This window comes from Caldisericia bacterium, assembly GCA_030018355.1.
GTDB lineage: Bacteria > Caldisericota > Caldisericia > B22-G15 > B22-G15 > JAAYUH01.
The window spans coordinates 31,460-57,980 of sequence record JASEFN010000002.1 but is presented as its reverse complement, the minus strand read 5'-3'; the positions used below and the strand labels follow the sequence as shown (position 1 = coordinate 57,980).

At 28.0% G+C, this 26,521-nt stretch carries 27 protein-coding genes; 21 read left to right on the top strand and 6 right to left on the bottom strand.

All coding sequences use genetic code 11. The features are described from left to right. Nucleotides 1-9: 9 nt before the first annotated feature. Nucleotides 10-822: a M55 family metallopeptidase gene (locus tag QMD25_01795; protein ID MDI6860735.1), complete on the bottom strand. Its 813-nt coding sequence runs from the start codon at nt 820-822 to the stop codon at nt 10-12. Nucleotides 823-1,088: 266 nt separating this feature from the next. On the opposite strand from QMD25_01795, the gene rpsB reads away from it, so the two are divergent. The 12 genes from rpsB to QMD25_01735 are packed head-to-tail and all read left to right on the top strand — an operon-like array spanning nt 1,089 to nt 11,056. Continuing rightward, complete coding sequence (gene rpsB, locus QMD25_01790) at nt 1,089-1,892, top strand: 30S ribosomal protein S2 (protein ID MDI6860734.1); 804 nt, start codon at nt 1,089-1,091, stop codon at nt 1,890-1,892. Nucleotides 1,893-1,895: 3 nt separating this feature from the next. Next, nucleotides 1,896-2,492 carry a translation elongation factor Ts gene (gene tsf, locus QMD25_01785; protein ID MDI6860733.1) on the top strand — a complete coding sequence of 199 codons (597 nt, stop codon included), beginning with the start codon at nt 1,896-1,898 and terminating at the stop codon, nt 2,490-2,492. Beyond that, a complete protein-coding gene (gene pyrH, locus QMD25_01780; GenBank protein MDI6860732.1) occupies nt 2,493-3,200 on the top strand; it encodes a UMP kinase in 708 nt (235 codons plus the stop codon). Nucleotides 3,201-3,202: 2 nt separating this feature from the next. After that, nucleotides 3,203-3,754 carry a ribosome recycling factor gene (gene frr / locus QMD25_01775; protein ID MDI6860731.1) on the top strand — a complete coding sequence of 184 codons (552 nt, stop codon included), beginning with the start codon at nt 3,203-3,205 and terminating at the stop codon, nt 3,752-3,754. A gap of 54 nt (nt 3,755-3,808) precedes the next feature. Then, complete coding sequence (uppS, locus tag QMD25_01770) at nt 3,809-4,459, top strand: polyprenyl diphosphate synthase (protein MDI6860730.1); 651 nt, start codon at nt 3,809-3,811, stop codon at nt 4,457-4,459. Then, on the top strand, nt 4,449-5,201 hold the full coding sequence (locus tag QMD25_01765) for a phosphatidate cytidylyltransferase (GenBank protein MDI6860729.1): 753 nt from the start codon (nt 4,449-4,451) through the stop codon (nt 5,199-5,201). The genes uppS and QMD25_01765 overlap by 11 nt, the downstream gene beginning before the upstream one ends. Then, entirely contained in the window at nt 5,198-6,340 is a 1,143-nt protein-coding gene (gene dxr / locus QMD25_01760; GenBank protein ID MDI6860728.1) for a 1-deoxy-D-xylulose-5-phosphate reductoisomerase, read from the top strand. The genes QMD25_01765 and dxr overlap by 4 nt, the downstream gene beginning before the upstream one ends. Beyond that, nucleotides 6,331-7,338: an RIP metalloprotease RseP gene (gene rseP / locus QMD25_01755; protein ID MDI6860727.1), complete on the top strand. Its 1,008-nt coding sequence runs from the start codon at nt 6,331-6,333 to the stop codon at nt 7,336-7,338. The genes dxr and rseP overlap by 10 nt, the downstream gene beginning before the upstream one ends. Next, a complete protein-coding gene (gene ispG / locus QMD25_01750) occupies nt 7,326-8,366 on the top strand; it encodes a (E)-4-hydroxy-3-methylbut-2-enyl-diphosphate synthase (GenBank protein MDI6860726.1) in 1,041 nt (346 codons plus the stop codon). Before rseP ends, ispG begins: the two co-directional genes overlap by 13 nt. Before the next feature lie 3 nt (nt 8,367-8,369). After that, nucleotides 8,370-10,067, top strand: coding sequence for a proline--tRNA ligase (locus QMD25_01745; protein ID MDI6860725.1), 1,698 nt, complete (start codon nt 8,370-8,372; stop codon nt 10,065-10,067). Beyond that, nucleotides 10,057-10,719, top strand: coding sequence for a glycosyltransferase family 2 protein (locus tag QMD25_01740; GenBank protein ID MDI6860724.1), 663 nt, complete (start codon nt 10,057-10,059; stop codon nt 10,717-10,719). Before QMD25_01745 ends, QMD25_01740 begins: the two co-directional genes overlap by 11 nt. 1 nt (nt 10,720) lies before the next feature. Continuing rightward, nucleotides 10,721-11,056 carry a cupin domain-containing protein gene (locus QMD25_01735; protein ID MDI6860723.1) on the top strand — a complete coding sequence of 112 codons (336 nt, stop codon included), beginning with the start codon at nt 10,721-10,723 and terminating at the stop codon, nt 11,054-11,056. On the opposite strand, the gene QMD25_01730 is transcribed toward QMD25_01735, so the two are convergent. Continuing rightward, nucleotides 11,057-11,491, bottom strand: coding sequence for an OsmC family protein (locus QMD25_01730; protein MDI6860722.1), 435 nt, complete (start codon nt 11,489-11,491; stop codon nt 11,057-11,059). Between the two features lie 110 nt (nt 11,492-11,601). Between QMD25_01730 and QMD25_01725 the strand changes: the two genes are divergently transcribed. Then, nucleotides 11,602-12,960 (top strand): glycosyltransferase family 39 protein, encoded by a 1,359-nt coding sequence (locus tag QMD25_01725; GenBank protein MDI6860721.1) that lies wholly within the window; start codon nt 11,602-11,604, stop codon nt 12,958-12,960. Here QMD25_01725 and QMD25_01720 read toward each other — a convergent pair. Both QMD25_01720 and QMD25_01715 read right to left on the bottom strand, forming a co-directional pair. Then, on the bottom strand, nt 12,948-14,204 hold the full coding sequence (locus QMD25_01720) for an SLC13 family permease (GenBank protein MDI6860720.1): 1,257 nt from the start codon (nt 14,202-14,204) through the stop codon (nt 12,948-12,950). The genes QMD25_01725 and QMD25_01720 overlap by 13 nt on opposite strands. A gap of 9 nt (nt 14,205-14,213) precedes the next feature. Further along, on the bottom strand, nt 14,214-15,032 hold the full coding sequence (locus tag QMD25_01715) for a universal stress protein (protein MDI6860719.1): 819 nt from the start codon (nt 15,030-15,032) through the stop codon (nt 14,214-14,216). Between the two features lie 42 nt (nt 15,033-15,074). Here QMD25_01715 and QMD25_01710 point away from each other — a divergent pair, with 42 nt between their 5' ends. From QMD25_01710 to QMD25_01700, 3 genes are read left to right on the top strand one after another with little or no spacing between them, the layout of a single operon-like run. Next, entirely contained in the window at nt 15,075-15,470 is a 396-nt protein-coding gene (locus tag QMD25_01710) for a hypothetical protein (GenBank protein MDI6860718.1), read from the top strand. A gap of 35 nt (nt 15,471-15,505) precedes the next feature. Continuing rightward, complete coding sequence (locus QMD25_01705; protein MDI6860717.1) at nt 15,506-16,309, top strand: mechanosensitive ion channel family protein; 804 nt, start codon at nt 15,506-15,508, stop codon at nt 16,307-16,309. 4 nt (nt 16,310-16,313) lie between these two features. Next, nucleotides 16,314-17,222 (top strand): radical SAM protein, encoded by a 909-nt coding sequence (locus QMD25_01700; protein MDI6860716.1) that lies wholly within the window; start codon nt 16,314-16,316, stop codon nt 17,220-17,222. Here QMD25_01700 and QMD25_01695 read toward each other — a convergent pair. Beyond that, on the bottom strand, nt 17,219-18,037 hold the full coding sequence (locus QMD25_01695) for a signal recognition particle-docking protein FtsY (protein MDI6860715.1): 819 nt from the start codon (nt 18,035-18,037) through the stop codon (nt 17,219-17,221). The two genes, QMD25_01700 and QMD25_01695, sit on opposite strands and share 4 nt — an antisense overlap. 24 nt (nt 18,038-18,061) lie before the next feature. Here QMD25_01695 and QMD25_01690 point away from each other — a divergent pair, with 24 nt between their 5' ends. From QMD25_01690 to QMD25_01670, 5 genes are all read left to right on the top strand, one after another. Beyond that, nucleotides 18,062-18,799 carry a radical SAM protein gene (locus tag QMD25_01690; protein ID MDI6860714.1) on the top strand — a complete coding sequence of 246 codons (738 nt, stop codon included), beginning with the start codon at nt 18,062-18,064 and terminating at the stop codon, nt 18,797-18,799. Nucleotides 18,800-18,891: 92 nt separating this feature from the next. After that, nucleotides 18,892-20,061, top strand: coding sequence for an ATP-dependent Clp protease proteolytic subunit (locus QMD25_01685; protein MDI6860713.1), 1,170 nt, complete (start codon nt 18,892-18,894; stop codon nt 20,059-20,061). After that, nucleotides 19,997-20,173: an NfeD family protein gene (locus QMD25_01680; protein ID MDI6860712.1), complete on the top strand. Its 177-nt coding sequence runs from the start codon at nt 19,997-19,999 to the stop codon at nt 20,171-20,173. Before QMD25_01685 ends, QMD25_01680 begins: the two co-directional genes overlap by 65 nt. Before the next feature lie 60 nt (nt 20,174-20,233). Then, nucleotides 20,234-21,220 carry a flotillin-like protein FloA gene (gene floA, locus QMD25_01675; GenBank protein ID MDI6860711.1) on the top strand — a complete coding sequence of 329 codons (987 nt, stop codon included), beginning with the start codon at nt 20,234-20,236 and terminating at the stop codon, nt 21,218-21,220. Beyond that, nucleotides 21,221-21,619 carry a hypothetical protein gene (locus tag QMD25_01670; protein ID MDI6860710.1) on the top strand — a complete coding sequence of 133 codons (399 nt, stop codon included), beginning with the start codon at nt 21,221-21,223 and terminating at the stop codon, nt 21,617-21,619. A 72-nt stretch (nt 21,620-21,691) separates the two neighbouring features. Here QMD25_01670 and QMD25_01665 read toward each other — a convergent pair whose 3' ends face one another. Further along, nucleotides 21,692-26,308, bottom strand: a complete 4,617-nt coding sequence (locus tag QMD25_01665; GenBank protein ID MDI6860709.1) for a CehA/McbA family metallohydrolase — start codon at nt 26,306-26,308, stop codon at nt 21,692-21,694. Nucleotides 26,309-26,521: the final 213 nt, after the last annotated feature.

The window sequence follows — 26,521 nt, the reverse complement described above, 5'->3', positions numbered from 1 at the left end:
CACCTCAATCTAAAAGTTTTTTGCATTATAGGCAAGAGATAAACTTGCCATCAAAAAATTATATATATCCTTATATGAATTTGATTCAAAACAAACTCTTCTTCCGTCTAATCTTTTGGAGTTTGGAATAAGAGATGCAAATTCTGCCATAAGAGTATTTACAAATGTTATTTCTATATTAATTGGTTTATCAAATTTTAATGGTTTTACACTCTTAATATTTTTAAGAGAGTTTTTCGTCTCTTCTCTTAAAATTTTATGAACATACTCTGGGTGGTATAGTTTAGCAGAAAATCTTCCAAGAGACTCCTTTGTTATAACAAAAGTTGTTTGAGGGAAAAAAGATAAAGAAAATTTTTTAAGTTTATCGTCTCCAGAAATTAAAACAACTGGGACATCAAATTCTCCAAGAAAAGCACCATTAATTTCCGCCTCTCCAACTAAAATTCCATTTATTTTAACTTCAAAAATAGTTGAACTTGAATAAGTGTGATCCATTTCACTATTTAAATATCCAACTGGTGCATGATATCCAATAAAAATTCCTGCATCAAAACTTTCATCAACTCCTGAAATCATATAAAACTCTCTTGGATAACCAGAAATTATTCTTACATCCTCATAAATTCTTTTAATATCGAGATTTCTTCCATGAGAGTGAGAATCACATAATACAATTTCACTATCTTTATCAAAGTCTTTTATTCCATCTAAAACTGCTAAAACTTCATCTGTCATAAACTTCACTATTTTTTCTTCACTTTCTTTCCAATAAGTTAAACCAGAAATTCCTTCCATATCAAGAGAAATAAATATTTTCACTAATCACCTCCATTAAAAATTTCTAAATAATTATATCACTTTAATAAATTAACTAATTAATAAAATTAAAGATGTGTCTATCTTATTTATGGGCATAGACAATTGAAAAAGTCTCTTATTGATTTTACCATTTATTTATGATATAAAGATTAAGATTTTAAAAAAACACACGCTTCTGATTCTCTTCAAGGTGCCTCTTGAGGTTCAAGGGGTGTGAAGAGAAGATGACGAAGCGGAGGAATAACCTAAAAGGAGGAAAAGGTAATATGCAAGTAACAATGAAACAACTTCTTGAAGTTGGTGCTCATTTTGGTCATCAAGTCAAAAGATGGAATCCCAAAATGAAAAAGTATATTTTTATGGAAAGAAATGGGATTCACATCTTTGATTTAAGACACACAATTGATGCAATTGATAGGGCAACAAAACTTGTCTCAGATTTAATAAGACAAGGAGAAATTATAATTTTTGTTGGAACAAAAAAACAGGCACAAGAGGTAGTAAAAGAAGAAGCAGAAAGGTGTGGAATGTACTATGTTAATGAACGTTGGGTTGGAGGGCTTTTAACAAATTTCTATGAAATTAGAAAAAGGATTGATAGATTAGAAGAGATGATAAGAATGGAAGAGAGAGGAGACACTCAAAAATTTTCATATAAAGAACTAAAAGAGTTTAAAAGAGAAAAAGATAAACTCATCAAACTTTTTGGTGGATTAAGAGGGATCCCAAAAATTCCAAAAATAATATTTGTTGCTGATACAAAAAAGGATGTAAATGCTATAATTGAAGCAAGAAAAGTAAAATCATATGTAATTGCAATAGTTGATACAAATTGTGACCCAGATCTTGCTGATATTCCAATTCCTTCAAATGATGATGCAATAAGAGCAATAAAACTAATCACATCTGCTATTGCAGATGCAGTAATTGAAGGAAAAGAGGGTAAAGTTATAGAAATGCCTCGTGAAGAAGAAAAAATTGAAGAACTCTTCTTAACAAGTGAAGAAGAAATCGAAGAGTTTATGAAAGAAGGAATTAATAAAGGCGATTATGAAGAAAAGGAGGAGTAATATATGGCAAATATGGAACTTATAAAAGAGTTAAGAGAAAAAACTGGTGCAAGTATATCTTATTGTAAAGAGGCGCTTGAGGCAACTCAAGGAGATATAGAAAAGGCAATTGAGTATCTCAGAAAAAAGGGACTTGCACAAGCAGAAAAAAAGGTTGGTAGAGAGACAAGGCAAGGAATAATTCACTCCTATATTCATCTTGGTGGGAGAATTGGTGTTATGATTGAACTTAATTGTGAAACAGACTTTGTCGCAAGAACAGAAGATTTTAAAAAACTTGCAAATGAACTTTGTCTTCAAATTGCTTTTGATTCACCAAAATATATTTCGAGAGATGATGTACCACAAGAAATAATTGAAAAAGAAAAAGAAATAATTAGAGAGCAACTAAAAGATATGAACAAACCACCCCAAGTTATTGAAAAAATAATTGAAGGAAAACTTGAAGATTTTTATAAAAGAGTTTGCCTTTTAGAACTTCCTTACATTAGAGATGATAAAAGAAAGGTAATTGATATTATAAAAGATGCAATTGCAAAACTTGGTGAGAATATAACAATAAAAAGATTCATTAGATTTGAGGTTGGTGAAAAAGAGTAGATGGAGTATAAGCGGATACTCTTAAAAATTTCAGGAGAGGCTTTAAAAGGAAATAAAGAAGAAGAGTATGATATAGATTTTATAAAGGATCTCTGTCTCCAAATAAAAAAGATAAAGGAGATGGGGATCCAAATCTCAATTGTTATTGGTGGAGGAAATATCTGGAGAGGAACTTTTGGAGAAAAATTTGGAATTGATAGAGCAACATCAGATTATATTGGAATGATTGCTACAATAATGAATGCACTTCTTATTCAATCAATTCTTGAAAAAATGGGACTTGAGACAAGAGTCCAATCTGCATTAACATTAACTGAAGTTTGCGAACCATATATAAGAAGAAGAGCAGTAAGACATCTTGAAAAAGGAAGAATTGTAATTTTTGCAGCAGGAACTGGAAATCCATATTTTACAACAGACACGGCAGCAGCACTTAGAGCATCGGAGATTGGTGCAGATGTCATATTAAAAGGAACAAGTGTTGATGGAGTATACTCTTCAGATCCAAAAATAGATAAAGATGCAAAATTATTAAAAACTATAACTTATACTGACTTTTTAATTAAAAATTTAAGAGCACTTGATCCAACTGCAATATCTCTATCAAGAGATACAAATATTCCAGTTATTGTTTTTAATATAAAGAAAAAAGATGGAATAATTAAAGCAATATTAGGAGAGGAAGGAACAATTATAAAGGGAGGATAAATATGAAAGAGATCATTCAAGAAACTGAAGCATTGATGAAAAAGGTTGAAAAAAATTTGCTTGAAGAGTTTTCTAAAATAAGGTTAGGCAAGGCAAACCCAGTTATACTTGAGGAAATAAGGGTTCCATATTTTGGCCAAAAATTACCATTAAATCAAGTTGCGTCAATTAATGTTATTAATCCTCAAACTATTGTAATTGAACCATGGGATAAAAATATTATTAAAGATATAGAAAGGGCAATAAATGAAGCTAATTTAGGCTTAAATCCTCAAATTGAAGGAAATGTAATAAAAATTTTCTTTCCTCCACTTTCAGAAGAGAGAAGACAGGAACTTGTAAAATTTGTAAAAAAGTTAACTGAAGAGAGAAGAGTCTCAATTAGAAATATAAGAAGAGATGCAATTGAGAAAATTAAAAAAAGTGAAAAAGAGAAAAAAATTTCAGAAGATGAGAGCCATAGATTACAAGATGAGATTCAAAAATTAACTGATAAATATAATGAAATTTTAACAAATCACGAAAAAGCAAAAGAGAAGGATATTTTAAGTTAAGGAAACAAGTTGAGAGAGTCTAATTTAATTATTCCTGAATCTGTTGCCATTATAATGGATGGCAACGGAAGATGGGCTGAAAAAAGGGGGCTTCCAAGAATATACGGTCATAAAGAGGGAGTTAATGCTGTTAAAAGAGCAATAACTTATGCTTATAAAAAGGGTATAAAAGTACTTTCCTTTTTTGCTTTTTCAACTGAAAATTGGAAAAGACCGAGAGAAGAAGTTAATTTTTTAATGAATCTATTTAAAGAGGTAATACAAAAAGAGTTTGATGCAATAGTTGAAAAAGGGATAAAAGTGAAATTTTTATCAAGAAAAGATGAACTTCCAGATTTTGTAATAAAAGAGATTGAAAGAGTAGAAGAAAATTCAAAAAATTGTGATAAAATGACACTTCTTATTGGTTTAAACTATGGTGGAAGGTTTGATATTGTTCAAGCAGTAAATAAAATAATTGAAAGTGGTATTAAAAAAGTGGATGAAGAGATATTTTCTAAATTTCTTTTAACATATCCATATAAAGACCCAGATCTGCTTATAAGAACTTCTGGAGAATTAAGAATTTCAAATTATTACCTTTATCAACTTTCTTATACAGAACTCTATTTCACTGAAACTTTATGGCCAGATTTTGATGAAAATGAGTTTGAAAAAGCAATAATTGAATATTCAAGGAGAAAGAGGCGTTTTGGTGCAATCTGAATTAAAAAATAGAATAATCGGAGCACTTTATTTTGGAATTCCTTTTATAATTTTTTTGTACTTTGGAGGGGTTTATTTAAAAATATTTTTAATTTTTTTAAGTTTTGTTCTTTTTTTTGAAATGAGCACTATTTCAAATTTAAAAAAGTGGCTCTTTTATTCTCCATTTCTTCTTGTACCATTTTTTTTAAATTTGGAATTATCTATTTTTTTATTTCTTCTAATTTCATTTATTTTCTTTTTAATTAAAAAAGAAGAGATAGAAAATTTTTTAAAAGAAGTTTTATTTCCATTCTCTTTTCTTATTCTTTCAACTTTTCCATTTTTTTGTTTATTTCTTTTAAGGGAAAATAAAGGGATATTTAATACATTTATAATATTAATTTCAATATGGATTTCTGATATATTTGCATATTTTGTTGGAAAAAGATTTGGAAAAAGAAAACTTGTTCCAAAAATTTCCCCTGGTAAAAGTTTTGAAGGACTTATAGGAAGCATTATTTCTCTTTATATTTTTTACTTCTTATTAAGTTTGTTTTATAAAAATTTTTCAATTTTGAATCTTATAGTTCTCCCATTACTAATTGTTTTCTTATCTTTTTTGGGAGATATTTTTGAATCAACAATAAAAAGGTATTTTAAAGTAAAAGATTCTGGAAAAATAATTTTGGGTCATGGGGGTCTTTTTGATCGGGTTGATAGTTTTATATTTACAATTCCAATTTTATATTTTATATTATGAAAAAAATTTTTCTTGTAGGTGCAACTGGTTCAATTGGTAAAAGCACAATTGATGTTATAAGAAATTTAAAAGATAAGTTTAAACTTGAAGGAATATCTGCAAATAGTAATTTAAATTCTTTGATTGAAATTTATAATGAGTTTAAACCAAAATATGTTTTGATAAATGATGAAAAAAAATCAAAAGAATTAAAAGAGATAGTAAAGTCTAAAAATGTTGGTCTATTTAAAGAAATTTTTCCTTATGTTCTTAAAGATAGTGATATAGATATAATATTTTTTGCATCGAGAGGAGTTGATGATATTTTTTGGATACTTGAAACAATAAAAGCAAATAAAGAAATCTATATTGCAAACAAAGAAGCATTTGTATCTGCTGGTAAATTAATAATGAAGGAGATAGAAAAAAGAAATATGAAATTTATTCCAATAGATTCAGAACATAATGCAATTTGGGAGATTACTTTGGGAAGAAATGAAGAGGAAATTGAAAAATTAATAATAACTGCGTCAGGTGGACCATTTTTTGATTTAAGTGAAGATGAACTTAAAAATATTAAACCAGAAGATGCGCTAAAACATCCAACATGGAGTATGGGTAAAAAAATTACTATTGATTCAGCAACTCTTTTTAATAAAGGAATGGAGGTTGTTGAAGCAAATTTAATTTTTGAAGTGCCTTATGAAAAAATTGAAGTTATAATTCATAGAGAGAGCATAATTCATTCATTAGTTGAATTTATTGATGGTGAAATTATTGCTCTTTTATATGAACCAGATATGAGATATCCAATTCAAAGAGCACTTACCTTTCCTGAAAGAATAAAATCTTCTTACAAAAGATTCGATTTCAAAAAAGGTCTTTCATTTTATGAATTTAAAAAAGATCGCTTCCCATGTTTTGAAGTGATAGTTGAAAGTGGAAAAGATGGAGGAACAAAACCATTTTCAATTATATATGCAAATGATATTTTAATTGATCTTTTTCTTGAAAGAAAAATTGACTTTCTTTCAATAGGAAAAATTCTAAAAATAGTTTATGATAAAATTGAAAAAAGAGAATTTAATCTTTCAATTTTAGAAGATTTAAAAAAAGAGATTGAAGAATTAATTAAGAAAGAGGTGGAAAGTTGTATATAATTTATGCAATAATTGCTTTATCAATTGCTGCAACAATTCATGAATTTGGTCATCTTATTATGGCTAAAAAGGGTGGTATGCAGGTTGAAGAGTTTAGCATTGGTTTTGGTCCGAAAATCATCTCTTTTATTAAAAATGAAACACTTTACTCATTAAGAATTATTCCTTTTCTTGCTTATGTAAAAATTAGGGGAATGGATGACAAATTAGAAACACCTGAGGGATATTATAAGAAACCACTTAAAAGTAGATTATTAACAGTATTAGGTGGACCATTTGCTAATATTTTGCTTGCCATTCTTATATTTATAATTTTATTTTCAACATTTGGAGATTTTAATAATCTTTCAACTACTATTTTCTCTGTTCAAGAAAACTCACCTGCATATAGTGCAGGACTAAAAAGTGGAGACAAGATTCTATATATAAATGATAAAGAGATTAAAACTTGGGATGATGTAAGAAATGAAATTCAAAATAGCAATGGAAACGAAATAAAAATTGTTGTGAAAAGAGGAGGCGATACCTTAACTTTTTATGTTAAACCAACACTTGAGAATGAAAGATGGGTAATTGGAATTATAAGTGGCTTTGAAAAATTAAATTTCTTTCAAGCAATATATTACTCATTTAAAGAAGTTTTAAGAGTAATTCTCTTATTCTTATCATCAATTCGACTAATTATTACAGGAAGGGCAACTGGTGGAATTGTTGGTCCAGTTGGAATTGTACAAGTTGCATCAAATATAGGGAAATCTGCTGGTTTATTTGGAATTATTTGGTTTTCAGCAATTCTAAATATTTTACTTGCATTAACTAATCTACTTCCAATTCCTGCACTTGATGGTGGAAGAATCCCATTTCTTATTTATGAGTGGATAACCAAAAAAAGGGTTCCTCCTGAAAAAGAGAATTTAGTACATCTTATTGGTTTTATATTTTTACTTGGCCTTCTCTTTTTGGTTACATTTTTTGACATCTTGAGATGGATAAAATAAAAAGAAGGTTTTTCATAGGAGATAGAAAGATAGGGGAGGGTGAGATTCTTCTTCAAGGAATGATAAAAGGGAATTTAAAAAAATTTAATGAAATAAAGAAAGAAATAGATAAAATGATAGAAGAGGATGTAGATCTTATAAGAGTTGCTGTTCCTGATAAAAAAAGTATTGAGTATGTTGAAAAAATTGTAAAATATTCGAAAGTACCAATAATTGCAGATATTCATTTTAACGCAGAACTTGCGATTCTCTCAATTGATGTTGGAGTTAAAAAAATAAGACTAAATCCATCAAATATTAAAGAAAGGAAAGATATTGAAAAAGTTGTTTTACATGCAAAACATAAAGGTATCCCAATTAGAGTTGGAGCAAATGTTGGGTCTCTTGTTTATGAAAAAAAAGAGGGTGAAAGATTAAAAATTATGTTAGAGGCAATTGAAAGGGAAGTTAAAATTTTAGAAGAATTTTCTTTTTTTGATATTGTAATTTCGGCAAAAAGCGAAGATCCAATTGAAACAATTAAGATAAATGAAATCTTATATGAAAAATTTAATTATCCAATACACATTGGAGTTACAGCAGCAGGAAGCGATGAAGATGGAATTATAAAATCAACAATTGGAATTTCAAATCTTCTTTTAAAGGGAATTGGAGATACAATAAGAGTTTCTCTTTCTAATGATTCTTCATATGAAGTGAAAATTGGAAGAAAAATTTTAGAGAATCTTTCGTTAAGAAAAAGAAGTAGAATTGAAATCATCTCATGTCCAAAATGTTCAAGATGTAATAAAAATTTTGATAAAATTTTAAAAGATATTAAAGACAATTTTTCAAACTTAAAAATTCCAATAAAACTTGCGGTTATGGGTTGTGAGGTTAATGCAATTGGTGAAGCAAAAGATGCTGATTTGGGAATTGCTATGACAAGAGGAAAAATTTTATTTTTTAAAAATGGTAAAATGATTAAAACTCTTGAAGAAAATGAAATTGTACCCTTTTTAAAAAGAGAACTTTTAAAAAAGGAGTGAGATATGTATTTAAGCAAAATGTTTGTTCCTATTCAAAGAGAAGATCCAAAAGATGCTGAAACAATAAGTCATAAGTTGATGATTAAGGCTGGATTAATAAGACAAATTAGTTCGGGAATTTATGCTTTTTTACCAATTGGTTTTAGAGTTTTAAAAAAAGTAGAAAATATTATCAGAGAAGAGATGAATAAAATTGGAGCACAAGAAGTTTTTCTTCCTGCTCTTTTACCAAAAGAACCATGGGAAGAAACAGGTAGATGGGAAATTTATGGAGATGAACTTTTTAGATTAAAAGATAGAAGAGGGAGAGATTTTTGTCTTGGTCCAACACATGAAGAGATAATAACAATGATTGTAAGAAATACAGTTAGATCTTATAAAAATCTGCCGCAACTTCTCTATCAAATTCAAACAAAATTTAGAGATGAAATAAGACCAAGATTTGGAATAATGAGAAGTAGAGAATTTTTAATGAAAGATTTATACTCTTTTGATGTATCATGGGATGCTCTTTTTGAATCCTATAAAAAAGTTTTTGAAGCATATAAAAAGATTTTTGATAGATTTAAATTAAGATATTATGTAGTTGAGGCTGATTCTGGTGCAATTGGTGGAAAAGTATCCCATGAGTTTGTTGCTGAATCTCAAATTGGTGAATGTGAGTTTGTAGTATGTCCAAATTGTGGCTATGCTGCAAATATAGAAGCAGCAAAAAGTGGTGAAATTAAAGAAGAAACTCAAAAAGAGGAACCACTTGAACTTATTTATACACCAAATATGAAAAGGGTTGAGGAAGTAAAGAGTTACTTAAATATAAGCGAGGAAAGATTAATTAAAGCAATTCTTTATATTATTGATGAAAAACCGGTTTTAGTTTTAATTAGAGGCGATGATGAGATAAATGAAGTAAAACTTAAAAATTTTTATAATGCAAAGTCTCTTCGCCTAGCAGATGAATTTGAAATTGAAAAATATACATCATCTCCTCTTGGTTTTTCCGGTCCTATTGGCTTTAATGGGGAGATAATAGGGGATTTAAGAATTAAATATGTTAAGAATGGAGTATGTGGGGGTAATAAAAAGGATTTTCACTATATACATGTATCATATCCAAGAGATTTTAAAGTTAAAGAGTTAGTTGATTTAAGAAAAGTAAGAGATGGTGACCCATGTCCAAAATGTGGTGAAAAATTAATTAAAAAAATTGGCATTGAGTTAGGGCACACTTTTCAACTTGGAACAAAATATTCTGAGGCTATGAAAGCATATTTCCAAGATGAAAATGGAGATTTAAAACCATTTATTATGGGGTGCTATGGCATTGGACTTGGAAGAATTATTGCAGCAACAATTGAACAATATTCTGATGATAAAGGAATAGTATGGACAAATGTAATTGCACCATATCATGTGATAGTTATTCCAATCTCACAAAATTTAGAAACAATAAAAGAAGCAGAGTTATTTTATAATGAACTTTTAAATATTGGTTTCGAAGTTCTTTTTGAAGATAGAGATCTATCTCCAGGTGAAAAATTTAAAGATGCTGATTTACTTGGAATTCCTTATAAAGTGATTTTTGGAAAAACTTTTGAAAAAGAGAATTTAGTTGAAATCAAAAGAAGGGCCGATGATAAAATTTTTAAATTAAAAAAAGAGGAGGTTAAAGAATTTCTAAAAAGAGAAATATATGATAGTTAGTTTAATAATACCAGCATATAATGAAGAAAAAACAATTGGAGATGTAATTAAAGTTGGAATTGAAAATCCATTTATTGATGAAATAATAGTTGTAAATGACGGTTCAACAGATAAAACTGGAATTATTGCAAAAAAATTAGGAGTAAAAACAATAGATCTTAAAGAAAATAAAGGAAAGGGATATGCTCTTTATGAAGGAGTAAAAAATAGTATTGGAGATATAATTTTATTTCTTGATGCAGATTTAATTGGGCTAAAACCATTTCATATAACAGAACTTTTAAGACCAATAATTGAAGGTGAATATCTAACAACTTGTGGAATTTTTGAAAAAGGACGTTTTGCTACTGATATTTCGCATAAATTAACTCCATTTTTATCAGGACAGAGAGCGATGACAAGAGAACTTTGGAATAATTTTAAATACGATCCAGAAGTAAGATATGGATTTGAAATTTTGCTATCAGACTATTTCTGGAGAAATAAAATAAAAGTTAAATATGTTGTTCTTGAGGGAGTTACACAACTTATGAAAGAAGAGAAAATTGGATTTAAAGAAGGAAGAAAATCTCGCATTCAAATGTATATGGATATTGCAAAAACAATTTTAAAAATTGCAAAAGATAAATTTTTAGAAACAAAGGAGGATTAAAATGGAAAAAATTGTAAAACATTTTAATGAAGTTCCTGAAGAGATAGTGGAGATGCAAGGTGCTAAAAGTGCTTTTATAAGATGGTTAATTAAGGGACCAAATTTTCATTTAAGATACTTTAGAATCAAAAATGGAGGAAATTCTCCAAGACACTCTCACAATTATGAACATGAAATATTTTTCCTAAAGGGCAATGGTAAAGTTTTTATTGATGGAGAAGAGTTTTGTGTACATGAGAACTATTTTATTTATATTCCTCCAAATAAAGAACACCAAATAATAAACGATGGAGAAAGTGATATAGAATTTCTCTGTATAGTCCCTAATGTAAAATAATTATTTTAAAACTATTTCCACTGGCGTTTGATTTCTTATATTATCTGATATAGGACACCTCTCCTCAACTTTTTTAAGAAGTTCTTTAAGTTTTTCTTTTGGTTCATTAGATTTTATATCAATTTCTACTATAATTTTTTTGTATCCTGCTCTTTCTCTCAAATCTTTGCCCAAAAATCTTAACGGGTTGAGTTCCCCCTTCAAATTAATTTTTATTCCTTCAACTTTTAAATTCATCTCATTAGCAACAACTTGAATTACAATTCCAAGACATCCTCCAAGAGCAAATAAAAGGTATTCAACTGGGTTTGGTCCTAAATTTTTACCTCCTAAGTTTTCTGGTTCATCAATTATAAGAGAAAAATTTCTTGCTTTTGCTTCAAATGTTAAACCCTCTTTTAATTCAACACTTGCCTCAAATATTAAGTCTTTCATAATAACCTCCTTATAATAAGTATATCATAATTGAAAAAATTTTTCAAATATTAAAATTTAAAATATTATATAATTTAAACATGAAAACATTTTTCGATAAAAAGAAAATCATGTTTTTATTGTTAATTGTTTTTATAATTGTAAATTTTTTAATTTTTGTTCCAAAATTTATATTTGGAGATGAAGCATGGTCTGCAAAAATATCATCAATGGGTTTTCTTTCAAGTATCCAAAATTCGCTTAATGATTTTCATCCTCCTTTATATCACTTAATATTATCTTTATTTCTTTATATATTCCCTTCAAATGAAATTTTGTTAAAAATACTTTCAATTATTTTTGGAGTATTGACTTTATATATAATTTTATTTAAATTGAATGAATTTTTAGGTGAAGAGGAGGCTCAATATCTTTCAATATTAATTACTTGTTCTCCATTTTTTCTTTATATTACCACAATTGTTAGAATGTATTCACTTGCATTGTTACTTTCTTCTCTTTCACTTTTTTTCTTTTTTAAAATTTTAAATGAAGAGAGAAAATATAAAATTCATTTTATAATATCAAATATTCTTATGATGTTAACACATCACTTAACAATTCCTCTATTCTTTATAGAAAGTTTTTATTTTCTAATTAAGAAAAAATGGCACTTAGTTCTAACCTCAGTTATTTGTGGTGCACTTTATTCACCATTTTCATATATTTTTTTAATTCAACTTAAAAGAAGACTTGGACTACAAAGGGGATGGGGAAACATAACACTTGAAAACTTTTTTTCTGATTTCTTTTCATTTCTTTTTTTTAATTCAAAGGGAACTCACTTTTTATTAATACTATTTTTTATATTCCTTTTAATTTTAGGATTTATAAAATATAAAAATGATAAAAAGGTTTTTATATTATTTTATTTCTTTTCATACTTTTTAATGTTTCTAATTATAACAAAAATTTTGGGCTCACTCTATTTCCATTACATATCACTTATTATCATACCTTCATACTATTTATTGGTTGAAGGTGTATTTTTCTTTAAAAAACACAGGGAGAAGATTTTAATTTTTTTAATAATTTTTCTTTTTGTATTTACTCCGTTTAGTTTTATTAAAGGATACCCAGAGATTCCTCAAATAAAAAATCTTTTAAATGGAAAAAAAGTAGTTTTTTTAAATAGATATGAGATGTATAGATACACATTCAATATAAATGGAGATTTTAAATTTATATCTGATCTTCCTCTTAATAATTTCACATTTGATACATCAAAAAAAATTGAATATGCAATAAATTTTATTGAAAATGAGAAAAAACCATTCATTTTTGTTTATTCTCAATTAGGAAGTGATCTTTTAAGTATCTATGACCCAAAGGGAAAAATTAAAAAATACCTTGAAGAAAAATCAAATTCAAAAATTCTTTTTGGAATTTATTCAGAATATCCAATTTTTATTTATTTTTACATTCCATGAAATAGAGTTAATAAAAGTGCTGACAAAATTAATGAAAATACAACGCCTAAAGTAACTTTTTTAATATAATATCCCCATGACACATTTATTCCACTTTTCTCAAGAATAGATAAAGCAACAACATTTGCTGAAGCACCTATTGGAGTTCCATTTCCACCTAAATCAGTACCAAGAGATAGTGACCATGCAAGAAGACTTAAAGACATTGATTTGTTTAAACTTATATTTTTAATTATTGGTACCATTGAAAATGCAAGAGGAACATTATCAATTACACTGGATAAAACTCCTGAAAAAATAAGTATGCCAGATGGTAAGATTTTATCATTTTTAATAAATTTAGTTATTAAATTTGAAATTTCCTTTAAAAATCCAATTTTTTCTAATGTTCCAACCAAAACAAAAAGACCAATAAAAAACAAAAGAGTATCCCAATCCATCTTATCCCATATATTTCTGAATTTATTCCCATTTAAAAATAGAGCAAGGGAGGCTCCTATTAATCCTATTGTACCTACTGAAATATTAAATTTTTTATGAAGGGTTAAAAGTACAATTGTGAACAAAAATACGAAAATTGAGATATAAAAATTATATTTATTCTCTATTTTAATCTCTTTTATTTCAACAGCCTCTTTTTTGTTCATTTTCAAATCTTTTTTAAATATCAATAAAAAGTAAATTACATTAAAAATCAAAATAATAGTTGAAATTGGTGCAACGTTTTTTAAAAAATCTATGAATGAAAAACCAAGAGATGTTCCAATTATTACATTAGGTGGATCACCAACCATTGTAGCACTCCCTCCAATATTTGATGATGTAATTTCAGCTAAAATAAAAGGAACAGGATTAAAACCTAAAACTTGCGAGACCTCAATTGTTAAAGTTGATAAAAACATCATCACAGTGATACTATCCATAAAAGCAGAAAGAAAGGCGGTTAAAATTGGTAAAACTATAAATAAAAGCAAAATATTTTTGCCAAAGATTCTCACTACTCTATTACCTAAAATTTTGAAAAAATTAACCTCTTTTAAAGTAATGACAAGAGTAAACATCCCAAAAAGAAGTGTTATTGCTTCCCAATTAACAAAGGTAAGCGCTTCATGTGGTGTAATAATTTTTAATAATATAAGAATAGAAGATGAGAAGAAAACAATTATTGTTCTAGGTAAAATATCAAATATTATAAAAATATAAGATAATAAAAAAATTAATATAGGGAGAATTTCATTTGTCATTTTTTCCTCCTAATCACAGATGAGTAGTATAGGTTTTTCTGCTAATGTAATTGTGCTTCTTACAATATAATCAAGAGAAAACTCCTTTATTAAAAATCTCAATTTATATTTAAATCCTTTATATCCTCTACTTCCTATAATTAAATCATGTTCTTTTAAGTTATCTAAAATTGATTTAAGAGAGTCATCTTCTGCTATTTTAAAGTTAATAGGAACATTCAATTTTTCTCCTTCACTTTTAATTTTATTTAAATATTTATAAGCCTCGCTCTCATTTTTAATTAAATATAAAATAGTTAAAATACCATTAAATTTTTTTGCAAAATTTAAAGCAAAAATTGAAGCCTCATAAGAAAAAGGACTTCCTGTTGTCGGATTTAGTATCTTTGGATTTTTTGGTGGTTCAACAAGTGAATTCATTATTAAAACTGGTTTATGCGAATTTACTAAGATAATTTTTGCAATACCCCCAAGTTTTAACCTTTTAACTCCTGGGGCGGAGTGACTTCCTATAACTATTAAATCTATATTTTCATTAATTACTATATCAAAAACATTATTAACAACCATTCCTTTTCTTATAAAGATTTCATATTTTACCCCTTTTTTGTTCAAAATATCTTTATATTCCTCTAAAGATTTATCAATTAATTGAGATATGTAATCCTCATACAATTTCATTCCTCTGCCAAGAAATCTTGTTGTATCTATTACTGATAAAATATAAAAAGTTGAATCAGGAAAAAGTGAAGTAATGTAATTTAAAAAAATTTTCCATTCTTTTGAAGGTTCAATTGAAACTAAAATTTTATTAAATAATTTGTTCATAAAAATATTATATAATAAAATAGAATTTATGGAGAAGAATAAATGAAAATCTATTTTGCTTTTTCAATAAGAGGAGAAGGAAGTGATTTTGGCTTAATTTTAGAAATTTACAATTTCTTAAAAAATAAAGGGAATGAAATATCAACTGAATTTAATATAATCTCTTCATCAAAAGAGAAATATTTGAGTGATTTTGATATTTTTAAAAGAGACATAGATGCTCTTGAAAAATCAGATATTTTACTTGCTGATGTTAACAATCCATCTCTTGGTGTTGGATATGAGATTGCTCATGCTATAAATAAAAAAATTAAAGTAATTGCTTTTGCAAAAGAAAATGTTAACCTTTCTGCAATGATAAATGGAAATCCTGATATAACTTTAATAAGATACAAAGACATCTTTGACCTTAAAGAAAAATTAAGCAAATATTTTTAAACCTCCTCTACAATGATAAATGTTATAATTTAATTATGAATTTCTTATCAAAATATGTAGAGTATTTTTTAAAATTGATTTTATTAATTTCAATTTTTTTGTTAATTAAAATATTTTTAAATATAATCAAGGGAAACCTTATAAAATTTTATGAGAAAGTTGAGATTTATAAAAAGAGACTAACTCTTGTAAAATTAATTTTTTCTGTCTTAAATTATTTTTTAATTTTTCTTTTCATATGGTATCTTCTTAAGATTTTTAATATAGATACGACACCACTTCTTGCAGCAAGTGGAATTGTAGGAATTGCAATTGGTTTTGCTGGACAAACATTTTTTAAAGACGCTATCTCGGGAATTTTTTTGATTTTAGAAAACTACTACTCAGTTGGAGATATGATTGAAATTGATAACATTTTGGGCACAGTTGAAGAAATTGGAATAAGAACTACAATTATAAGAAATTATGAAGGTAAACTATTTTATATTCCTAATGGAGAGATAAGAAAGGTTATTAAATATGGTTATGGGGATCAATTTTTATGGATCGATATTCCAATTTCTTATGAAGTAGATTTAGATAAAGCAAAAGAGGCTATTTTAAAAGTCGGAGAGTTGCTTCTCTCTCAAAATGAGATCATTGAGTTACCTCAAATAATGGGAGTAAATCAACTTGGAGAATCATCAATTTCAATTCTTGTTAAAATGAAAATTGATAAAGAAAAAAGGTGGAGTGCAAGAAGAAAATTTTTAGAAGAGATTAAAAAAATTTTCGATAAAGAAAAAATTGAGATTCCATATAATAGATTGATAGTGTATCTAAAAGATAAAGAAAAATGAATTTATGAAGCCCTCGTATTTTTCTTTATCAACAAAAGAAATTAAAAAAAGAGGATTTGAACTTTTTACAAGACTTTCACATTGCGATTTATGTCCGAGAGAGTGCAGGGTAAATAGAATTTTAGGAAGAAAGGGATATTGTGGTGGTGACTATAAATTAAAAATAAGCACATATTCTCTTCATTTTGGAGAAGAAAGACCGATTTCAGGTTTTAGTGGTTCTGGTACAATATTTTTCACAAATTGTTCATTAAGATGTAAATTTTGTCAAAATTATACAATAAGCCAACTTGGAGAAGGTGATGAATATGAAATAGAGGATCTTGCAAAAATGATGATTCACCTTCAAGATCTTGGAGCACACAACATAAATTTAGTTACTCCAACCCACTATTCTCCTCATATTATTCTTGCAATTTCAATTGCAAAAGAGATGGGACTTAAAATTCCAATTTTATATAACACATCTGGATATGAAAAAGTTGAAATTTTAAAATATTTAAATGGAATTGTTGATATCTATCTTCCAGATGCAAAATATCAAGATAGAAATTTAGCAAAAAGATATTCTGATGCAGAAAATTATCCAGAAATAAATATAAAAGCAATAAAAGAGATGGTAAATCAAGTTGGATTTATGAAATTGAATGAAGAGGGTATTATAGAAAGAGGTGTTGTTGTAAGGCATCTAATATTACCAAATAATGTAGAGAATTCAAAGTTAGTTCTTAAAGCACTTTATGAAAATATAGGAAATGCTTTAACCATATCTCTTATGACACAATATTATCCTTGTTTTAAAACTCTTGGTGATAAAGAATTGGGAAGAAGAATTACAAAAGAGGAATTTTTAGAAGTTTTAAAATATATGAGGGCGTTAGGATTTAAAGAAGAGTTAATTCAATATATTTAAGAAAAGTCTTTAAAAATCGCTTCTATAAATTTTTTTCTTTCAAATTTCTCAAAACTTCTCAAATCTTCTCCATAAGATAAAAATAGAATTGGAATTTTATATTTTTCATAAACTGGAAAAAGAATTCCAGGCTTTATTGTTGAATCAATTTTTGTTATAAATAATCCTGTTACATTCATTGCCTCATTAAATTTTTCAACTTGAGAGTAAATGTTTTCTCCTTCTGTTGAATCAATAATAAGAATTGTTTCTGTTATCTCCATAAAATTTTTCTCAATCACTCCTTTTATCTTTTTAAGTTCAAGAATTAAATTCTTTTTTGTCTCTAACCTTCCTGCTGTATCAATAAAAATTTTATTAAATCCTCTATTTAATCCAAAATTTAATCCATCATATATCACACTTCCAGGATCATCTCCTCTTCTTCCACTAAAAACTTCTACTTTAATCCTTTCTCCCCAAATTTTAAGTTGTTCATTTGCACCAGTTCTAAATGTATCACCTTGAATAAAAAGAACCCTTTCTCCTTTTTCTTTAAAATAATTACCCAATTTTGCAATTGATGTTGTTTTACCACCTCCATTAACTCCTAAAAAGAGATAAATTGAGGTCTCACATACTTTTAAATCTCTCTCACTTCCCTCTAAAATTTCATACAAACTTTTTTTAACATCATCCATTCCACCCTTTTTATAAATTTTCATTAATCTTTGAGAAAAATCAATTCCAAAGCCTGATAGAAGCAAAAAATCTTCGAAACTCTCAAGATCTTCTCTTCTATCTTTTATAAATTCAAAAAATTTGAAAAGATTCATAATTAAATGATATCATATTGATAGATGGAAGAGAGAGATGTAAGAGAAATTGTCTATGGACCTGTCCTTTCTTGGAGATATAGAAAATCTCTTGGAATAAACCTTTTAGGAAAAACAAAAAGAATTTGCACATTCTCTTGCATTTATTGTGAACTTGGACCCTTTAAGGTTAAAGAGATAAAAGATTTATATAGATCAAATAGAGAAATTTTTGTTGAGACTGAAATCATAATTGATGAGTTTAAAAAATTTTTAAATTTTGATTTTGATGTTATAACATTTTCAGGGGCAGGAGAGCCAACTTTAGCAAAAAATATAGGCGAGACCTCAAAAAAAATAAAAGAGTTGAAGCCTGAAAAACCACTTGTTTTACTTACAAACTCATCTCTTCTCTATTTAGATGAAGTAATAAAAGATATATTAAATTTTGATATAATTGATGCAAAAATTGACGCAATAAGCGAAGAAAGTTTTAAAAAAGTAAATAGGCCAACTAATGGAATAACAATAGATAAAAACCTTTTTGGAATTAGAAAATTAAAAGAAAATTTTAAGGGTAAACTACATATTCAAATTATGGTTACTCAAATAAACATAAATGAAATTGAGAAAATTGCAAATTTTGTAGATGAAATAAAACCAGACGAAGTTCATCTAAATACACCTACAAGATATCCTTGGAAAAAACCAATCCCAAAAGAAATCCTTATACCACTTAAAAAATTTTTTAAAAATCTTAAAGTTAGAACTCCTTATGACTAAATTTTATTAAAATTTATTTAATATCTCTCTAAATTCCATCCAATGATATCTTAAATTTTATCATAAAATTTATAAGTGTTATAATTAAATTAATGAAAAAAATTATTATATTAACTCTAATATTTTTATCATTTATTTTAAACTTAACTTATTCTAAAAGTGAAAAGATTTTAATTATACATATAGAAGGAGAGATTGAGTTAGGACTTTCAAAATATGTTCAAAGAGCATTAAGTGATTTAGAAAATGTTAAAGCAATAATTTTTATTGTTGATACATTTGGTGGAGAGTTAAATGCAGCAACAGAGATAAAAGATAAGATTTTAGAGTTAAATTCAAAGGGAATTCTTACAATTGGTTGGATAAAAGGAAGAGCCTGGTCTGCAGGTGCACTAATTACTCTTGCAACCAAAAAAATTGTTTTCTCATCTGGAGGAAGTATTGGTGCTGCAGAGCCAATTCCTGCAACTGAAAAAACTATTTCAGCGCTCAAAGGTGAATTTATGTCAACATGCGAAGCAAATGGAAGAGACCCACTTATTGGCGCTGCAATGGTTGATAAGGAGATAGAAATTGAAGGAGTTGTTAAAAAAGGAGAAATATTAACTCTCTCAAAAGAATTAGCAAAGAAAACTCACTTTCTTGATTTTGAAGCAAATTCACTTGAAGAGATTTTGAATGAATTTAATTTAAAAAATTATGAAGTAGTTGACATAAAATTTACTTTTACTGAAAAAATTGCTCGTTTTATAACTCAAAGTATAGTTAGAGAAATTTTGCTCATTATTGGTTTTTTAGGACTATTAATTGAAGCAACAACACCTGGCTTTGGAGTGCCAGGGACAATGGGGTTAATTTCCCTTGCATTATTTTTTGGAGGTCATATGATTGCAGGGCTTGGAAATTGGTTATATGTTGGATTATTTATTATAGGAGTAATTCTTCTTTTAATTGAAATATTTTTAATTCCAGGTTTTGGTTTAACTGGAATTTCAGGAATTATTTTAATTTTCATCTCAATTTTCTTTACACTTGGTGGAGGCACAAGAGCACTTTACTCAATTGGAGTTGTTGCAGCAATTCTTTTAATTTTATTTATAATCCTTCTTGTACTTTTTCCAAAACTTCCGATATGGAATAAACTTGGATTAAAAGAGAGTTTAAAAACAGAAAAAGGTTATACAACATTTACTCCTCTTGAAGAACTTATCGGGAAAGAGGGGAAAAGTTATAACAACATTAAGACCATCTGGCACAATTGAAATTGATGGAAAAAGGTATGATGCAATTTCTCTTGGAGAGTTCATTGAAAAAGATTCAAGAGTGAAAGTTGTAAAAATTGAAGGTAACAAAATTATAGTAGAAAAACTTTAACATGTTAAAATGGTGTCAGACACCTTTTTAACATATTATAAAAATTAAAGGAGGTTTAAGATGTTTGGTTTAGGAGTTTGGTTCATAGTGCTTTTAATTGTAGTGTTATTAATAATTCTTTTTTCATTTATTCCAATTGGTTTATGGATTGCATCAATTGCAGCAGGTGTTCCTGTTGGGTTAATTAATTTAATAGGAATGAGGTTAAGAAGAGTAGTTCCTGCGAAAATAGTCTTACCATTAATAAAAGCAACAAAGGCAGGTCTTTTTGTTTCTGTTGATAAACTTGAAGCACATTACCTTGCAGGAGGAAATGTTGATAGAGTTATTGATGCATGGATTGCAGCAGAAAGAGCAGGAATTCCTCTTACCTTTGAAAGAGCAGCAGCAATTGATCTTGCAGGAAGAGATGTTTTAGAAGCAGTTAGGATGAGTGTAAATCCAAAAGTAATTGAAACACCGGTTGTTGCAGCAGTTGCAAAAGATGGAATTGAACTTAAGGCGAAGGCAAGGGTAACAGTTAGAGCAAACATTGATAGACTTGTGGGTGGTGCAGGAGAAGCAACAATTATTGCAAGAGTTGGTGAAGGTATTGTTACAACAATAGGTTCTGCAGAAACACATAAGGAGGTTTTAGAAAATCCTGATAGAATCTCAAAAACTGTTTTAGAAAAAGGACTTGATACTGGAACTGCATTTGAAATACTCTCAATTGATATAGCAGATGTAGATGTTGGGCAAAATATTGGTGCAAAATTAAGAATTGATCAGGCAGAAGCAGATAAAAGAATATACCAAGCAATGGCTGAACAAAAAAGAGCAATGGCAGTTGCAAGAGAACAAGAAATGAAAGCATTAACTCAAGAGATGAGAGCAAAAGTTGTTGAAGCAGAAGCAGAAATTCCAAAAGCAATTGCAGAAGCATTAAGACAGGGAAAACTTGGAGTTTTTGATTATTATCAATTAAGAAATATTCAAGCAGATACAACAATGAGAGAATCAATTTCAAAAATTTCAGAAGAAGAGAAAAAAGAGGAAGAAAAATAAATGAGTTATTTCACAATAATTATAATTCTTTATATAGTTCTCTATTTTATTTTAACAATAGTTAGTGCAATAAATGAAAGAAAAAGAAAAGAAGAGATTTCAATTAAAGAAAAGGTTAAAAAAGAAGAAGTTTTAGAAGAGCAATTTAAAATAGAAAAGGCACCAGAGAAAATTTACCAAAAAGAAAAACTTGAAGAAGAGTTTGTTCAAGAGGTTAAAGAAGAAATATTAAAAGAGGAAGTTGAACAAAAACCTCCTTTATATAAAGAAAAAGAATTTTTACCTATTAAACATGAGGAGCTTCCATCCAAATTAAAAAAAGTTCTCTCTTTTTCAAAAAGTGATATTTTAAAAGGAATAATTTTTAAAGAAATCTTAACCCCAAAGTTCAAAAAGTAAATCTATGTAATATTAAAGGGCTACCAATTTTGGTAGCCCTTTAATATTTTGTTTATGCAAATAAATTTACTTTTAATTTGAAATTTTAATTGAAATCTTAGTTATTCTGTCATCAAAAATAATATGGTATCTACTCGGTTGTGTAAAATCAATTCCTAAATGGTATCTTTTATCTGCATATTCTCCCCAAAAAGAACTACCTGTAATTTTATATCTATTAAATCTCATCCAGCCTGTATCATAATTTTTTGAAGAAATAATAACTCTCCAACGTGGTGAATAATTGGATACAAGGTCTAAAAGAATAATTGCTCCTATGTTTTTCTCAACAAAACTATTAACAAAAAGAGCTTTAATATTTAAATTTTTTGTTATATTTATCTGTAAAGGATTTAAAGTTGAAGCAATATCACCACTCCATTCTACAAAATACCAACCAGATGTTGGTATTGCAGTTAAGGTTATTTGAGTATAAGGATTATATGGACCTGATGGTGGATTTATTATAACATTGCCATTACCAATTATAGATAAATTAATATCATAATAAATTGGGGTGAATGAAATATCATTTGGACTTCTAACTCTTATTCTATGACCTTCACTATATTCACCTGATAAACCTATAACATATAGATAATCTCCTACTTTCAATCCTTGAGGAAGAGTTCCTATATACCCATCAATAAATACAATTATTTCTCCACTTCCATCATCAATTTTACATGTTCCTGAATCAATTATTTCTGTGACGAATCCTTCTGTTTTAACAAGCCAACCTTCATTTTGTTCTAAATTAAGTTCGCCTGTTCTAAAATATTTTGCTTGAGGTACATCTGTCCATCCAATCCATAAGAAATCTCTATAAAAATCATCAAATTGTAACTCTGTATCTCCATTATATTGATCAATTATTCCTGTTACTTGTAAAATAGCACCTTCAGGTATTATTTTATCAGTTGGAAAACTACCAAATACTGTTATACCTCCAGTTTCATCTTGTAAATAAATTACATCAAAAAATTTCCCTGAACCTGAAGTAACAACACCTCTTATTGTTACTCTTTCTCCCAATCTATCTGGTACATTGTTATTATCAACATCTTTTCTAGCCTCAGCTATTGGCATAACTCTATCAACTTTACATAACCAATCAACAAGATTTAGGGTAAATGCATCATTATTACAAGCAGCTTGACCCTCAACCCAATTTCCTAATTCATAATTTGAAAATACTGCTCTTCCTAAAACAGCAACTCTTGCTCCATTTGGAAGTGTCTGAACTGCCATTGCAGGCATATTTGATCCATTTGGGTTAGAGCGATAACTATAAATGTAGTAACCTGGACCTACATGGTTATTTGCGCCACCAACATCATCTTCATCATAACTTGTTTGGTTTGCATATGCAAGGATTTCAATTTTATTTATTGGATCTGAAACTAGTGGAGTTCTATCTGGTTTTATTAAAGATGCACCACTAAAGAATCTTATATTTTTTATTCCCTCACAAATTTTTGATTCAGTTTCAGGAAAATTATATAAATTTACACCCCAAAGATAACCATAATTATTAACATCATCATAAATATTATCATGATTTATGTTTATTCCTAATCCAAGATATACAAGAAAATCATTATATCTTGTTGGGTCTTCATTATAATTTGATTTTGCAGTAAATAAGAGTGATCCACCATTTTGTACAAAATTTTTAATTACTTGTTTTTCAGAATCAGAAATATCTCTTTTTCCTGTTCCACTTTGTGGATAAGTTATTACGAGCAAATCAATTCCATTAAGTAATTGATCTGTTATCTCTTGATAAGAATCAATAACTTCATATCCATTGTAGGTTAATAAATCTGCAAATTCTGAGAGATTATATAAACCAGTTGTTGATGTATAATCGTTTTTGTGATATCTATCAATTAAAACTCTCTTACCTAAACTTTCAAGAACCCTAAATGTAATTTTTTGCATATTATCAAATTCTGGATCACCTTGTGGTGGTTCTAATATAGCGTAAATTGTGTATAATCCCGAAGAAATTGGTGTCCAAGTTGTTGAAGTTTCAATTTGAGAGCCAGATGGTAAATTAACAGTTTTTGTATCAATTAAAACTCCACCAGATTGAGGATCACCTTCATAAAATTTAACAGTTAGATTTGAAAATGAAATTAAGCCATAATTTTTTAAAGTTGCTTTAAGTGTTACTTGTTTATTAGGAAAAAGCGCTTTTGGTGAATAACTTAAACTTATAACTTTTAAATCAATATCAGAAGGTGGAGTCCAAATTGGTGAAGTTATACCAATATCACCATCTTCTTCTAATATTCTTAAATAATACCATGCACTACCACCTTGATAATTAATTGTATATGTTGTTTCAAAAATTTGCGAATTGTTTGTCCAAGATTTAAGAATATATCCACCATTTGTTATAATTTCAACCTTGACGATTTTCTCACTACTATCAGGATCATATGCATAAATTTCAAATTGAATATCTTCGCCATTTAAAACTGGAATTGTTGAGCCCATAAAATAGTTATTTGCTTTAAAACTTAATCTTAAATTTCTATCTTCTGTGCTATAAGTTCTCATCATTTTTAAAGCATCAAGAACATTGTTTTTTGTCAAGTTGTTTGCAATAATTCCAGTTAAATTATTTGGTGGATAACCCCAGTTTGTAGTATGGTTATCTTGTCCATTTGTTGCTCCAACATGCCAACCTTTATCAAGTGCATAAATATATGCATTTTCAAGCCTTGCATAAGAATATGGAGGTGATCCATTTCCAACTTCTTGAAGAGTTATTATTGAATCAAGTATCTCATCGTATGCAAAACCATTAAAGTCATCAAGAGTAAATGGATGATTAAATTGTGCTATTGCATTTGGTTGAGTTTTTAACCATGCATAAAACTCTTCCAATGTATCATAATTTGGATCATTCCTTGAAACAAAGGTATCTGTATTATAAACATTTATATGACCTTGTGTTGTATGAGTATATTCAAAGCCTCTTAAAGCAACAAAAATACCATCTTGAGTAAAAGCTTCTGCTTGATTTAAAGTGTCTGTCCACTCATTTGCATCCAACCAGTTTGAATGATCTGTAATTGCAAGAAAATCTATATTAGCTACATCTCTTGCATATGTGAAAGCATCTTGAGGAGTCAAAGCTCCATCTGAATATGATGTGTGAGCGTGAGGAACACCAAAATAAAAGTTTGGAGTTGTTAGTTCTTCTATTATATAAAAATAGTAATTAACTATATTCTGATTTCCAGATAAATCTTTTACTCCAATTTCAACACTATGTTTACCAATAGATAAATCGTTTGTTGGAGTATAAGTTAATTGTGTTTCTGTAATTGTTGCATCTGAAGTTAAATCAATTCCATCAATTTTTAAATAAATATTAGATGTATCAATTCCACTTGAAGGTTCAGGATCATAATATTTCGCAGAAATTGTTGGTTTTTTATTGTAATTTGATGAAAACCTTGGCGGAGTTAATTCATATATAACTGGTGGTATAGTTTCGCCTTCAACAATTGGTCCACTTTTTAAGTTAGTTGGTTCTCCAGTTGCATTTGCATTATGTTCATCTTTTGCCTCAAAATAATATGAATAGTTTCCAGCTGATAGATTAGTTGAAAATTTATATAATTTTCCATCTGTATAATCTGTATCGTTTGAATCAACCTCTTCCATAGAAAATGGGCTTCCAGTAATTTCAGCTCCTTCTTTTAAAATATGAACTTTTGGATAACCACTTAAAGGTGGGTTATTATCTTGATCAACATATTTTATTCTAAATTCAAATGTTGTTGAAACATTGCCACCATCTGGTTCAACACCATCATTTTCATAACCACTTTCTCCTGTCCATTCTAGAACAGGTGGATTGTTTGTGAAAGCATTAATGTTAATTCCGGATGTGGTTTGTCCAGCATTAACACAAATATTTTCAACTGTTCCATTAACATAAACAACATTTGTAACTGGATCCCATAATTCAACTTTTAAATTACAACCTACTGGGGAAGCGACTTTAAAATATCCTGCACCACCTCCATAATTTTCATTAATACCATTATCTTCAGTCATATAAATACCAACAATTGTGTTATTAGAGTCTTTAACAACAACAATTTTTCCTTGAGCAGGATTTCCATCTAAATAAGCATATCCCTCAATCCAACCTCCATTTCCTGATGTGCTCATATTCATTAAATTGACTGTATATAAAGTGGCATCATAATTTGTACTACCCAATGTGATTCTTACTCTGAAATTAACAGGACCACCAAAGTTAGTTGAACTATTTGTTTTAAAAACTAACCAACCTTTCCAATTTCCATTACCATCTGTTGTAATTTTAGGTCTTAAAGATGTGCTTCCAGGTGTAGCAAACCAAGAATTGTTTTGTAAATGCCATATATAACCAGATGAAGTTGTAGAGTAATAAAAGTAACCAGTTACATAATAATCTGTATTAGGTTGACCACCAGATAAATTTACAAATACTCCAAATGGAGTACCTGCTGTTGAAGTTCCATCAAATGGATAAAAGTAATAACCAAAAGGAAGTTTAACAGTTTCGGCCTTAGAGATCTTTGGAAATAAATTTAAAATTAATAATGCCAAAAGAATAAGAGTAAGAAATTTTTTTGACATTTACACCTCCGTTTAAACTATTATTTTTGTTCAAAGCATTCATATTAACATTATAGCATTTTGTATAAATCTTTTTACTTTTTTCAAAAATTAAAAACATTTAACAAATTTAAACATAAATTTAAAAATAGTTAGGATTCAAGATTTAATTTAAAGTTTGAGTTTTTATTTATTAATGAAATGCTTAATATTTAAGCAAAAAGAGTAATGAGA